The sequence below is a fragment of the Bacillus luti genome, from assembly GCF_009739945.1.
Taxonomy (GTDB): domain Bacteria; phylum Bacillota; class Bacilli; order Bacillales; family Bacillaceae_G; genus Bacillus_A; species Bacillus_A luti.
Genome location: NZ_CP040336.1, coordinates 4,498,072 through 4,512,002 on the forward strand (window position 1 = coordinate 4,498,072; position 13,931 = coordinate 4,512,002).

General features: G+C 35.3%; 12 protein-coding genes. 4 read left to right on the top strand and 8 right to left on the bottom strand.

All coding sequences use genetic code 11. The features are described 5' to 3' along the window. Nucleotides 1-14: 14 nt before the first annotated feature. Nucleotides 15-1,205, bottom strand: a complete 1,191-nt coding sequence (locus EUC40_RS22830; protein ID WP_000095906.1) for a glycine C-acetyltransferase — start codon at nucleotides 1,203-1,205, stop codon at nucleotides 15-17. A 212-nt stretch (nucleotides 1,206-1,417) separates the two neighbouring features. On the opposite strand from EUC40_RS22830, the gene EUC40_RS22835 reads away from it, so the two are divergent. Continuing rightward, complete coding sequence (locus tag EUC40_RS22835; RefSeq protein ID WP_156576683.1) at nucleotides 1,418-2,149, top strand: class I SAM-dependent DNA methyltransferase; 732 nt, start codon at nucleotides 1,418-1,420, stop codon at nucleotides 2,147-2,149. A 30-nt stretch (nucleotides 2,150-2,179) separates the two neighbouring features. Here the strand turns inward: EUC40_RS22835 and EUC40_RS22840 are convergent, their stop codons facing one another. From EUC40_RS22840 to EUC40_RS22850, 3 genes are read right to left on the bottom strand one after another with little or no spacing between them, the layout of a single operon-like run. Further along, nucleotides 2,180-3,001 (bottom strand): ABC transporter ATP-binding protein, encoded by an 822-nt coding sequence (locus tag EUC40_RS22840; RefSeq protein ID WP_156576684.1) that lies wholly within the window; start codon nucleotides 2,999-3,001, stop codon nucleotides 2,180-2,182. Nucleotides 3,002-3,013: 12 nt separating this feature from the next. Further along, nucleotides 3,014-4,072 carry a FecCD family ABC transporter permease gene (locus EUC40_RS22845; RefSeq protein ID WP_071710205.1) on the bottom strand — a complete coding sequence of 353 codons (1,059 nt, stop codon included), beginning with the start codon at nucleotides 4,070-4,072 and terminating at the stop codon, nucleotides 3,014-3,016. Beyond that, a complete protein-coding gene (locus tag EUC40_RS22850; RefSeq protein WP_000925207.1) occupies nucleotides 4,069-5,073 on the bottom strand; it encodes a FecCD family ABC transporter permease in 1,005 nt (334 codons plus the stop codon). The genes EUC40_RS22845 and EUC40_RS22850 overlap by 4 nt, the downstream gene beginning before the upstream one ends. 172 nt (nucleotides 5,074-5,245) lie before the next feature. Between EUC40_RS22850 and EUC40_RS22855 the strand changes: the two genes are divergently transcribed. Together EUC40_RS22855 and EUC40_RS22860 are read left to right on the top strand one after the other, a co-directional pair. Next, nucleotides 5,246-6,211, top strand: a complete 966-nt coding sequence (locus EUC40_RS22855) for an ABC transporter substrate-binding protein (RefSeq protein ID WP_071710204.1) — start codon at nucleotides 5,246-5,248, stop codon at nucleotides 6,209-6,211. A gap of 379 nt (nucleotides 6,212-6,590) precedes the next feature. Continuing rightward, nucleotides 6,591-7,976 carry a peptide MFS transporter gene (locus EUC40_RS22860; RefSeq protein ID WP_000338332.1) on the top strand — a complete coding sequence of 462 codons (1,386 nt, stop codon included), beginning with the start codon at nucleotides 6,591-6,593 and terminating at the stop codon, nucleotides 7,974-7,976. A 42-nt stretch (nucleotides 7,977-8,018) separates the two neighbouring features. Here EUC40_RS22860 and EUC40_RS22865 read toward each other — a convergent pair whose 3' ends face one another. Both EUC40_RS22865 and EUC40_RS22870 read right to left on the bottom strand, forming a co-directional pair. After that, nucleotides 8,019-8,198: an acid-soluble spore protein H gene (locus EUC40_RS22865; RefSeq protein WP_071710203.1), complete on the bottom strand. Its 180-nt coding sequence runs from the start codon at nucleotides 8,196-8,198 to the stop codon at nucleotides 8,019-8,021. A gap of 153 nt (nucleotides 8,199-8,351) precedes the next feature. Beyond that, nucleotides 8,352-8,639 carry an ArsR/SmtB family transcription factor gene (locus tag EUC40_RS22870; protein WP_000081427.1) on the bottom strand — a complete coding sequence of 96 codons (288 nt, stop codon included), beginning with the start codon at nucleotides 8,637-8,639 and terminating at the stop codon, nucleotides 8,352-8,354. Between the two features lie 718 nt (nucleotides 8,640-9,357). Here EUC40_RS22870 and EUC40_RS22875 point away from each other — a divergent pair. Further along, a complete protein-coding gene (locus tag EUC40_RS22875) occupies nucleotides 9,358-10,977 on the top strand; it encodes a lactate permease LctP family transporter (RefSeq protein WP_071710201.1) in 1,620 nt (539 codons plus the stop codon). A gap of 39 nt (nucleotides 10,978-11,016) precedes the next feature. Here EUC40_RS22875 and aspA read toward each other — a convergent pair whose 3' ends face one another. Both aspA and EUC40_RS22885 read right to left on the bottom strand, forming a co-directional pair. Further along, the gene (gene aspA, locus EUC40_RS22880; protein ID WP_071710200.1) at nucleotides 11,017-12,450 is read right to left on the bottom strand and encodes an aspartate ammonia-lyase; all 1,434 of its coding nucleotides are present in this window, start codon (nucleotides 12,448-12,450) and stop codon (nucleotides 11,017-11,019) included. A gap of 172 nt (nucleotides 12,451-12,622) precedes the next feature. After that, nucleotides 12,623-13,921 (bottom strand): hemolysin family protein, encoded by a 1,299-nt coding sequence (locus EUC40_RS22885; RefSeq protein ID WP_071710199.1) that lies wholly within the window; start codon nucleotides 13,919-13,921, stop codon nucleotides 12,623-12,625. Nucleotides 13,922-13,931 lie beyond the last annotated feature (10 nt).

Consider the following 13,931-nt stretch of genomic DNA (forward strand, 5'->3'; position numbering starts at 1 on the left):
AAAGATGTCTTTACTTAAATGATGCCCATTTCTTTCCCTACTTTTTCATACTTACGAATTGCTTCATCTAACATTTCTTTCGTATGAGCTGCTGTAGGCATATTACGAACACGTCCCGTTCCTTTTGCTACAGTTGGGAACACGATAGATTTTGCGTATACGCCTTCTTCATTTAGACGTTTACTAAATTCTTGTGTTAACACTTCATCACCAATGATACAAGGTGTAATTGGCGTTTCACTTTCCCCTATGTTAAAGCCAAGTTCTTTTAACCCTTGTTTTAAATAGCGACCATTTTCCCATAAACGATCGTGCAACTCTGTGCTTTCCATTAAGATCTCAATTGATCTCATGCAAGCTGCTGCATCAGCCGGTGTTAATGCTGTAGAGAATAAGAATGGACGTGAACGAACTTTTAACCAGTCAATTAAGTTTTGTTTCCCTGCTACATATCCACCAATTACCCCAATTGCTTTTGATAATGTACCAATTTGGAAATCAACTTTATCAGACAGACCGAAATGCTTTACAGTTCCCGCACCTTTTCCAAGTACACCTGAACCGTGTGCATCATCTACGTATGTCATTAAATCTAATTCTTCTGCAATCTCAACAATCTCTGGTAGTTTTGCAACATCTCCATCCATTGAGAAGACACCGTCTGTAATTACCATTAATTTATTGTAAAGACCTGATTCTTTCGCCGCAATTGCTTTTTGGCGTAAATCTTCCATATCAGAATGCTTATACACAATAATTTTTGCTTTTGATAGACGACTACCGTCAATAATAGATGCGTGATTTAATTCATCTGAAAGAATCGCATCATTTTTGTCCATAACAGCTGAAATCGCTGCCATATTACAGTTGAATCCCGATTGATAAGCAATCGCTGCTTCTGTATGTTTAAACTTTGCAATTGTTTCTTCCAATTTAATATGCAAATCTAAAGTACCGTTAATTGTACGAACAGCTCCTGCTCCAACACCATACTTATGAATAGCACCAATTGCTGCTTCTTGCAAACGGCTATCTGTCGCTAATCCAAGATAGTTGTTTGAAGATAAGTTAATATATTCTTTTCCGCCAATTGTAATAATCGGTCCATTTGAACTCTCAAGCGGATCAATTACGTTATAAAGCCCCTTTGATTTTAAATCCTCTAAATTTTCTTCTAAAAATTTCGCAAGTGTTTTACTAGACATCGTGAAGCCTCCCATCGTTCATGTAAGCGAATTATTGTCTTAATAGTTCTAATAATCCCTCTACTAGCTTAACACGTTTTCAGAATTTATTATAGAAAAATAGTTTAAAGTAACCGCTTACAAATTTAAATTATAAATGATTCATTACAAGAAATCTATCTTTTACTTTTCATATTTGATAGAATAAAAAAAATATTTAGGAGGGCTCAAAAATGGCATTTACTGAATCTGACGTATATAATAACGAAGCATTTTTTGAACAGTATATAAAACGAAGATACCGAGAAAATAGCCCGAATGAATCAATTGAAAAGCCAGCATTCTTTCAGCTCATTGGTGATGTAAAAGGAAAACAAATTCTCGATTTAGGTTGTGGTGACGCTAAGTTTGGTGAGGAATTATTAGAAATTGGTTGCCATTCGTACACCGGGATTGAAGGCTCAAAGCTTATGTATGAAAAGGCTGTAAAACAACTAGAAACCAAAAATGGTACCGTTCATTGTATAAACCTCAAAGACTATACCTATCCTCCTTCTACTTTCGATTTAGTTACATCTAGACTCGCTTTACACTATATTGAACACCTTAATACTATTTTTCAAAATGTATACCAAACTTTAAAACCAAATGGTGTTTTTACCTTTAGTGTTCAACATCCCGTTATTACATCTTCCTTTGAAAGCTTGCAAACAAATGGCAAGAGAACGAGCTGGCTCGTTGATGATTACTTCAAAATAGGGCAACGTGTTGAACCGTGGATTGATCAAGAAGTTATTAAATACCATCGTACAACAGAGGAATATTTCATATTATTACAACAAGCTGGTTTTACCATTACAAACCTAAAAGAAGCTACACCAAATAAAGCCTATTTCCAAAATGAAGAAGAGTACGAACGACGTTTACGAATTCCTCTCTTCCTCTTATTTTCTTGTACCAAATAAAAAAACGATGAATCACTCATCGTTTTTTTATTATCTCATCGCCTGTGCAACTTCTTTAACTAATCGTCTTCCTTTTCCGTGCGGAATACATAGTGGTGTTCCAAACAAAGGATCTGTACTAATTTGACACTCCATTCGGAATACATCACGTACTAGCTTCTCGTCTACCACTTCTTCAGGCTTACCTTGTGCATATATTTGTTTATCTTGAATTGCTACAATGTTATCTGCATAGCGACATGCTAAATTTAAGTCGTGTAATACCATAACAATTGTTCTTTGTTCTGTTTCATTTAATTCGAATAATAAATCTAGTACTTCAATTTGATGAGTCATATCTAAATATGTAGTTGGCTCATCCAGTAAAATAATATCTGTATCTTGTGCAAGCGTCATTGCAATCCAAGCACGTTGACGTTGCCCGCCTGAAAGAGCATGCACATCACGCTCAGCAAATTCTGTCATACCTGTTGCTGCGAGTGCTTTCTGTACCATTTCCTCATCTTTTTCTGACCATTGTTTCAGCCATGTTTGATACGGATAGCGCCCTTGTTTTACAAGTTGCAAGACTGTAAGTCCTTCTGGTGCTTGCGGCCCTTGTGGTAAAATCGCCATTTGACGAGCAATTTGCTTCGTTTGCATACTTTGAATTGCTTGATTATCTAACAAAATGTCACCAGTTGTCGGCTTTAATAATCTAGCTAGTGAACGTAATAAAGTTGATTTTCCACAACCATTAGAACCGATAAAGATTGTGATTTCCCCTTTTGGAATTTCTAAGTTCAGCTCATCAATAATAATTGTTTCACCATAAGACAACGTTAAGCGTTTCGTCTCCAATGCTTTTTGCATATTCATCTCCCTTTATGAATTCCGACTTTTATAAAGTAAATAAATAAAATAAGGTGCACCAATTGCTGATGTAAATACACCTGCAGGAATTTCAAGTGGTGTGAAAACTGTGCGCCCAATTAAATCTGCAGCAAGTACTAGAATTGCACCGACAATTGCCGCAACTGGAAGCAATGCACCATAGAATGAACCAACTAATCTTCGTGAAATATGAGGTGCCATTAAACCGACAAATCCAATTCCTCCGGCAAAAGCAACTGCTCCACCAATTAATGCTGTACTAAGTAATAACATAAATACACGCGACTTCGTTAAAGGAACACCCAGTCCGACTGCTATATCATCCCCTAGCTCTTGTGCATTTAAATGTCTCGCAGCGATGAATGATATGGTCGTTAAAATGAGAACCCAAGGCGCGAGTATCATAACATTTTGCCATGAGGAGCCATAAACCGTACCTGTAATCCATACATTCGCTTGGCTAGCTTGATAAATTGGTGCTAGCAACATAAATAAAGTTGTTGCTGCTTTCGTTAATGCCCAAAAGCCAACACCAATTAAAACAAGGCTAATCGGTGATAACCCATCATTTTTCCATGCAAATAAATATACAAAAAACGCAACAATTGTTGCCCCAGCAAAAGCTGCTAGCGGCATATAATGAATGCTTACTGTTAGTGCATTGTTTTTATCACTAAATATAGCTAAAAAGAGTACAACTGCTACGCTTGCACCACCTGTAATTCCGATGATATCCGGAGAAGCAAGTGGGTTTCGAACGAGCCCTTGTAAAATACATCCTGCTACAGCAAGTGCAATTCCTACAAGGATGGCAATTAAAATACGCGGCATACGAAACTTATTTACAACCATATTTGACATTGCATCGCCATTTCCAGTAATCGCTTGCCATACATCATAAGGAGCGATTTTCATATCCCCCATGCCTGCACTCGCAAAAAATAATCCTATTAAAACAACTAGTAAACTCACTAAGACGATACAAGCTCGTTTATACATTAAAAACGAGAATCCGTCTTTTCCTATACGAAACGGGATATACTTCTTCATTTGCTAAGCCCTCTCTTACGTGCAATATAAATAAAGAATGGGGCCCCGATAAATGCTGTCATAACCCCTACTGGCACTTCTTGTGGCATAATAACATATCTTGCTGCTATATCGGCCAAGATAAGTAGTATTGCACCTAACAATCCGCTATAAGGTACCCTCCATCTATGGTCGACCCCAACAAGAAATCTGGCAAAATGAGGAGTAATAATTCCAATAAATCCAATTGGGCCAGCAACCGCAACTGAACCACCAGACAACAATACAATAATAAGTAACACGAATGATTTCATTAAAATTGTTCGCTGTCCAAGTCCTTTCGCGACGTCTTCCCCCATCATCAATGTATTTACTTTCCCTGCCATCATAATAGATGCAATCCAGCCTATTAATAAATATGGGAATACAGATTGTAAAATTTCTAACTTTCTTCCTTGCACAGATCCAGCAAGCCAAAATAATACTTCTTCAAGCGCCTTTTCATTTAACACAAGTAATCCTTGTGTTAATGATGAAAATAACGCACTAATTGCGACCCCTGCTAATGTTAACTTAAGAGGCGTTGTCCCTTCTTTTCCTAAAGAACTAGAAGCAAATACAAGTACAGCTGCAACTGCTGCCCCTAAAAAGGCAATCCACGTGAAAGCTGATAATGATGTCACGGAAAAAATAACAATTGCTACAACTATGAAGAAAGCAGCACCTGAATTTAATCCAATAAAATCTGGAGAAGCAAGCGGATTCTTCGTTAAAGTTTGCATAAGACAACCTGCAATGGCTAAACTAGCACCAACACTAGCTGCAATTAACGCCCTTGGAAGACGCACATTTTGAATAATAATATGTTCATTGGAACCATTAAAATGGAAAAAAGCATCTAACGCTAATTTCCAACTCGTATTTGTATATCCGAAAATAATACTTCCCCAAATACAAGTAATGACTGCAATGATCCCAACAAATAATCCAATCCATTTTGCTTGATTTGTTTTTAATAACATGCAGCGTTTCCCCTTCAATGTATAATGATACGTTGTAAGTGTATTTCAACTTAATTCTCATTGTCAACGGAAATGAGAATTATTTTCAACCGTATATATTGACAATCAAAAGATAAAGGCTTAATATCATGCTTGCTATTGAAAAAACTTCTCAGTATGTAGGGGGTACATAATGAAATTCATGCAAAAGAAATCGTTTACAGTATTTGTATTTTTACTAGCCTTTTCACTACTTTTAAGCGCTTGTGGAAAGTCAAATACGAAAGAAGAAACAAAAGAAAATACTAAAAAAGAAATGATTACTGTGGAACATGCTATGGGTAAAACAGAAGTTCCTGCTGATCCAAAACGTGTAGTCATTTTAACAAATGAAGGAACTGAAGCTTTACTGGAATTAGGTGTGAAACCCGTTGGGGCTGTAAAATCTTGGACTGGTGATCCTTGGTATCCACATATTAAAGATAAAATGAAAGATGTAAAAGTTGTTGGTGATGAAGGACAAGTAAATGTTGAAACAATCGCTTCTTTAAAACCAGACTTAATTATCGGGAACAAAATGCGCCACGAAAAAGTGTACGAGCAACTAAAAGCAATTGCACCTACCGTGTTCTCTGAAACATTACGTGGTGAATGGAAAGATAACTTCAAATTTTATGCAAAAGCATTGAATAAAGAAAAAGAAGGTCAAAAGGTTTTAACTGATTACGAAAAACGTACAAAAGACTTACAAGGAAAACTTGGTGATAAAGTTAATCAAGAAATCTCTATGGTTCGCTTCATGCCTGGTGATGTTCGTATTTATCACGGTGATACATTCTCTGGTGTTATTTTAAAAGAGCTTGGATTTAAACGTCCTGGAGATCAAAACAAAGATGATTTTGCAGAGCGTAACGTATCTAAAGAGCGTATTTCTGCAATGGATGGCGATGTATTATTCTATTTCACATTCGATAAAGGCAATGAGAAAAAAGGATCTGAACTAGAAAAAGAATATATCAATGATCCTCTATTTAAAAATTTAAATGCAGTGAAAAATGGTAAAGCATACAAAGTTGACGATGTTATTTGGAATACAGCTGGTGGTGTAATGGCTGCTAACCTACTATTAGATGATATCGAAAAACGATTTGTTAAATAATATGTTTCTAACCAGCTCCCCTTCTATGGAGCTGGTTATTTTCTATTTCACGTAAATGTCATATTATTTCGTTTTGTATTTTTATTCCCAATATGTTATATTAAAAAAGTAAATAAATATATTTTCTCTATATCAGAATAAATATTTTAATCTAAATTTTCTGATTAATCATTATTTTATTTTCTTTTAGAATTCAATTATTACATTTGAAAACGCTTATTATATAGTTTTCAGGGAAAAATACAGTAACGGTTGAAGAAAAATAGAACTTTTTAGAAATTTTCTTTCTATTTCCATATAATTCTATTGACTTCTAAATATTTTGTGAATTAAAATAATTACATAAATATCCGTTATACAGGATTAGGGGGAAACAAAAATGGATGCAGCTTTAAAATTAGAAAAAGCTGGGGAACAACAATCACCAAAAAAACATCCACCAGGATTATATTTGTTGTTCTTAACAGAAATGTGGGAAAGATTTAGTTATTATGGAATGCGTGGCCTTTTAGTTCTTTATTTAACAACAGCTGCCGTTAGTGGCGGATTAGGATTTGATAAGGCATTCGCAGTGCAATTATATGGTACTTTTACAGCGGCAGTATATTTCATGCCAATTATAGGCGGATGGCTAACTGATCATTATATTACGAGACGTCATGCCATTACTCTCGGCGGAATTATTATGGCGATTGGTAACTTTGTACTATTCTCCATGAATACAAAAACAGGACTATTCCTTGGATTAGTACTATTAGTTATTGGTAATGGATTCTTCAAACCAAATATTTCTACACTGTTAGGTGAATTGTATAACGAAAATGATTCACGTCGTGACAGTGCATTTACTATCTTCTATATGGGTATTAACGTAGGTGCTTTCTTCGCTCCACTTATTTGTGGATTTTTAGCAGAAGATTTCTTTAAAACAAGCGTTGATGGCGTTATGGTTATGGGATATAAATACGGATTCTTAGCAGCTTGTATCGGTATGATTATTGGACAAATTGTTTTCAACTTATTAGCTCCTCGCTACCTTGGTACAGCAGGCACAACAGTTGTTGGTAAAAAAACAAAAAATCAACCTGCAATCGAAAAGAAACCTTTAACAAAACAAGAAAAAAATCGCACTTGGGCAATTGTAATTTTAACTTGTTTCGTAGTATTCTTCTGGGCAGGCTTTGAACAAGCTGGTAGTTCTTTAACACTTTATACAGATAAATTTGTTGATCGTACAATTTTTGGATGGGAAGTTCCAACATCTTGGTTCCAATCCGTTAATCCAGCGTTCATCGTACTACTTGCACCATTCGTATCTATGCTATGGTTAAAACTTTCTAAATCAAAGCGTGGCGATTTAAAAATACCAACAAAAATGGCATTTGGTATGATTTTACTAGGTATAGGTTACCTTGTTTTAACATTAGCGGTTCTAAAAACTGGAAGTAGTGAAGCTGATATAACTGTTAAAGCAAACTTATTATTCATCGTTATCACTTATATGTTCCATACAATTGGCGAACTATTCTTATCACCAATCGGTCTATCAATGGTAAGTGCAATTGCACCTGTTAAATTAGCATCATTACTAATGGGTGTATGGTTAGCTGGTTCAGGTATGGCTAACTGGTTAGCTGGTAAACTTGCTTCCTTTACACAATCATTAGGCTATCTTGAAGTATTTGCAAGTATTGGTATTATCGTTATCGTCCTAGGATTTGTACTTCTTCTCTGCTCTAAAAAAGTTGCAAGTATGATGGAATAACAAATAAAAAAGACGCTTCTAAAATTAGAAGCGTCTTTTCTATTACTTCTCTTCTAAAGCCGTCACGTCCACGTGAACGCTTTCTCCTGGATTAGATACATCATACACTTGAGCAATCCCTCTCTGCTCATCACAACTCTCAATCCATACTGGTACACCCTCATATGTAACATCAACTCTACTTGAAGAAGATAAGATTTGTTGTACACGTTTTACGTCCATTCTGTTATCCCTCCTTTTACTTACTACACTCCTTTCTATCTTTTCTTTTCCCTTTAGAATATATTCGATAAAGCAGTATGTTGATGAATAGTCTTTTCTTCCAAATAAAAAAAGACGTATATTCCACACGTCTTTTTCCATAATATTCAAATTTTAAGAAAATAATGTTTTCACTACTTCACTTACTTTATCATTATGAATTTGATAATACACTTCTAATCCTCGTCTTTCAAAGCGTACTACTTTATTTTGCTTTAATTTCGTTAAATGTTGTGAAACCGTTGATTGTGGGATTTCTAATACTTCCTGCAATTGCGTTACGTTACAAGTTCCACGTTGCATTAATTCCATTACTAGGCGTAGACGTAATGGATGCGCTAACGCTCTTAACATTTGTACATCTTCTTCTGAAATATGACATTCAAATTGATTTTGGCTCATAAAGTTCCCCTCGTTTTCGTTTTCGTTTTTATTTTCTTTTTATTTATTTATATATCTGTTCTTATATTTCCTGTTACGACATAACTTTATCAACCTAGAACGCTGAAAATTTTTTCCACTTTCATCAACAAAGAGTTCAGGAAAAATCCCTGCTGATTTTGAATATTATACTATATGATATAACGAAAAAGCAAAACAAAGGGCTATGAATACTTTGCTTACAAATGTTGTTTTATCAGGCTTTTTGTTATATTTTCACTTCATTGAAACGTATAGTAACGATATTGTAAAATACCGTCTATAATTGATAACCTTTCGTAAAGTGATTGAACCATACTTAACCTTTTTGTTACGATAAAAGGTATTTTCAGTAAAAAATGATAGCGTAATAAAAAAATAAATACTTTTTATTTCAATTAGTATTGTAATCAATTGATTGATTGCTGTTCAAAACTTCCTATTAAATACATACACCTCTCCTGTTAGATCAAACAGATACGTGCCATCTATCCAATTATAAAATGAAGCTTTACTCAGTGTGGGTTTTGTCTACTTTATGAACAAAATGTTACTTTTAACACTATTATGGAATAATTATACTTTTTTACGTTGACAATAGTGTTGAAGGAGAATATACTAAGCATGTAAGTTGATTGTGAATAGTTTCACAAATAATGTGAATTTCTTCACATATAAATAGATAGGAGTTGTCATTATTATGAGTACTTGGACACAAATTTATGACCCATTAAACAACATTTGGTTATCTGCACTAATCGCAGCACTTCCAATTTTCTGCTTCATCATTTGTTTAATGGGACTCAAAATGAAAAGTTACATCGCTGGGCTTTATAGTGTGATTGTCGCTATTATTCTTGCTATATTTGTTTATAAAATGCCAGCAACAGTAGCTGTAGCATCTGCCGGATTCGGTATTTTATCTGGATTTTATCCAATTTGTACTATCGTTATCGCAGCAATTTTCCTTTATAAATTAACTGTTAAAACAGAGCAATTCAATGTCATTCGTGATAGTATTTCAAGCATTACAAATGATCAACGTTTACAAGTATTATTGATCGCTTATTCTTTCGGTGCCTTCTTAGAAGGTGCAGCTGGTCTAGGGGTTCCAGTTGCTATCACAGCTGCCTTACTTGTAGGTATGGGCTTTAATCCATTAAAAGCAGCAGGTATTTGTTTAGTAGCTAACATCGCTGGTGGCGCAATGGGTGCTATGGGTATTCCAGTTACAGTACCAGCACAATTAACTGAACTTGATGCATTAACTATTGGTCGTCAAACTGTTCTTATTTTACCTTTCATTAGCATTATTTTACCTTTCTTACTTGTTTCAATGGTCGATGGAATTAAAGGTATTAAAGAAACTTGGCAAGGTATTCTTGTAAGTGGTGTTTCTTTCGCAATCACTCAGTTCCTTGTAACTTACTTCTTAGGTGCAGAACTTACTAATATTTTCGCAGCAGTTGTAAGTATGGTTGCTCTTGCTTTATTCTTACGTGTTTGGCAACCAAAATCTTCTGCTAAAGAAGAAAAACAGGAAGAAAAAGAATCTCATACATTCAATCAAATTTTATATGCTTGGTCTCCATTCGTATTCTTAACTGCATTCGTAACAGTCTTTAATTTAAAACCGATTAAAGCTTTATTTGCTCCGGATGGTGCACTAGCAAACTTAGTATTTAACATTCAGTTCCCTGGTCTTCATAATATGGTTATGAAAACTACACCTATTACAAAAGCAGATACACCTTTCGCAGCGATTTTCAAATTCGATGTATTCTCTTCTACAACTACTGCGATCGTACTAGCAATTATCGTTTCACTTATCGTTTACCGTGTAAAAGGTAAGATGGTTAAAGAATTAATGATCGAAACAATAAAAGAATTAAAAGCTCCAGTATATACAATTTGTAGCGTTATCGCTTTAGCTTACGTAGAGAACTACTCTGGTATGTCATCTACACTTGGACTTGCATTCTCTTCTACTGGTAATGCGTTCCCAGTTCTTTCTCCAATCTTAGGATGGATTGGCGTATTCATTACAGGTTCAGTAGTATCAAGTGGTTCATTATTCGCACCACTGCAAGCAGTAACTGCAGACCAGTTAAACATCGTTCCTTCTACACTCGTTGCCTTAAACGTAGTAGGTGGTACAATGGCAAAAATGGTTTCACCACAATCTGTAGCAGTTGCTTGTGCAGCAGTTGGACTAGTTGGTAAAGAATCTGCTCTATTTAAAACAGCAATGAAATATAGCTTAATTTTCTTAGCCGTTATTAGCTTACTTCAATTAAATGCTGTATTTAATATCTTTTAAAAATAAAACACCGATCCAAATGGATCGGTGTTTTTCGTATTACATTTTCTTATTCTTTAATAAAGAAGCTCCAGCAATTTCAGGATGCGTCATTTCGAATGGATCTAAAATAATATCCAATTCTTCTTCTGTCAGTACACCATGTTCTAAACATAACTCCCTAACAGATTTTCCTGTTTCAATTGCTTCACGCGCAATGCGAGATGCTGCTTCATAGCCAATATGAGGGTTAACTGCCGTAATAATTCCAACACTTTTCTCAACATATTGCTTCAGCAATTCTTCATTAGCTGTAATTCCTTTAATACAATATTCACGGAATACACGGAATCCGTTATTCATAATACTGATAGATTGAATTAAATTAAACACAAGTACAGGCTCCATTACGTTTAACTCTAATTGTCCTGCTTCTGACGCTAAGCAAATTGTATGATCATTTCCAATTACTTGGAAAGCAACTTGGTTAATTACTTCTGCCATAACCGGATTTACTTTCCCTGGCATAATTGATGAACCTGGTTGACGAGCTGGTAATTGAATTTCAGCTAACCCAACACGTGGTCCAGACGCCATAATGCGAAGATCATTTGCAATTTTAGACATATTCATCATACATACTTTTAGCGCTGCAGATACTTCTGTATATGCATCTGTATTTTGCGTTGCATCAACTAAATGCTCTGCACCAACAAGTGGGAATCCACTAAACACTCGTAAGTGTTTAACTACTTGTTCAATATACATAGGGTTTGCATTTAATCCAGTCCCAACAGCTGTCGCTCCCATATTTACTTCATATAGATGTTGACGAGACTGTTTAATTCTTTTTATATCACGCTCAAGTACGCGGCTATATGCTTCAAACTCTTGTCCAAGGCGAATCGGAACTGCATCTTGTAAATGCGTACGCCCCATTTTAATAACATGATCAAACTCTTTTGCTTTTTCACGGAAAGCAGAATGAAGTTCTTCCATTGTAATAAGAAGTTCTTCTAACATCATAAGAGTTGCAATATGAATCCCCGTTGGAAATGCATCATTTGTTGATTGAGCCATGTTCACATGAGTGTTTGGGCTAATTTTCGCATACTCACCTTTTTCGTATCCCATACGTTCTAGTGCTCTATTAGCAATTACTTCATTCGTATTCATATTAATGGAAGTCCCTGCCCCGCCCTGAATCGGGTCTACGATAAATTGATCGTGGAACTTTCCATCAACAATTTCTTGCGCTGCTTCTGCAATTTCGTGTCCAATATCTTTAGATAAGTAACCCGTATCCATATTCGCAAGTGCCGCCGCTTTTTTCACAATCGCCATTGCTGTAATGAGTGACGGATGAATACGATATCCTGTAATTGGGAAGTTTTCCACGGCGCGTAATGTTTGTACACCATAATAAGCTACACTCGGTACTTCCTTCTCACCTAAAAAGTCTTTTTCGATACGTATATCCTTCGTTGCTATCATTTTCATCACCTATACTTTTCATTCTAAATCCTTATCTAAAAAATTCGCTCTCTAAATATACGAGTATCACTCAGTAGAATTTTTCAGTATCCACCTTCACTATATAGCACCTATTTTGAAAGCGCAAACATTTATTTTTCTATATATCCTTTTTATTAAAGTTTATAGAAATTCATTCTTCTACTTTCTTTATTTCCACTCGCTTAATTTGATGCATATCCTTTTCAAGGACTTTAAAATAAAAACCGTGTTTCTCAATAACATCCCCTTCAGCAACGATTTGTTTTTGTACCATAATCCAACCACCAATTGTATCTACATCATCAGCGATTAAGTGTATGCCCAATAAATCATTTACTTCGCTAATAAGCACTTTCCCCTCTACAATCTTACACCCTTCACTAATATGTTCTATCGGTGGGTGTTCATCTTCATCATATTCATCTCGGATTTCTCCAACAATTTCTTCTAAAATATCTTCTAACGTAACAATCCCTGCTGTACCACCATATTCATCATATAATACAGCTAACGGAATGTGTCTTCTTTGCATTTGTAATAGCAAATCATGAATGGGGATATTTTCTAACACTTCAATAACTGGACGTGTATAGGGTGTAATCGAGCATTCCTCATCTTGATTGCCATCCATATAACGAATAAACAAATCCTTTACATTAACCATTCCAACAATTTCATCTTTATCTTCGCCAAATACAGGATATCTCGTGTACTTTTCTTGTGCGATTACTTTAATATGTGTTTCAAACGGTTCATCTTCATATAAGCCTACAACTTCTGTACGAGGCACCATAATTTCCTTTGCAACCCTATTATCAAATTCAAAAATGTTATTTACGTATTTGAATTCTCGTTGATTAATCTCACCACTCTCATAACTTTCAGATAAGATTAATCTAAGTTCTTCCTCTGAATGAGCTACTTCGTGTTCAGAGGCCGGATGCAAACCAAATAACCCTGTTACAAGCCTTGCTGAACCATTTAAAGCCCAAATAAATGGATACATAACTCGGTAAAAATAAATAAGTGGCTTTGATAATAATAAGCTAACCTGCTCTGCTTTTTGTATAGCAAACGTCTTCGGAGCAAGTTCGCCAATGACAACATGTAAAAATGTAATCACTGCAAAGGCAATAATAAACGAAACTGTACTGGAAACTGTAGGAGATAAATGTAATTTTAAAAATAACGGCTCGAGTAGATGTTTAATGGTTGGCTCCCCTAACCACCCGAGCCCTAAAGCAGTAATTGTAATCCCTAACTGACATGCTGATAAATACTCATCTAAATTTGAAGTTACTTTTTTCGCCGCTAATGCTCCTCGTTTTTTTTCACTGACGAGTTGATCAATACGACTACTACGCACCTTAATAATTGCAAACTCAACAGCCACAAAAAAGGCTGTTAACCCAATAAGAATGGCTACCATCAATAATTTTAAAATATCCACATATGTTCTT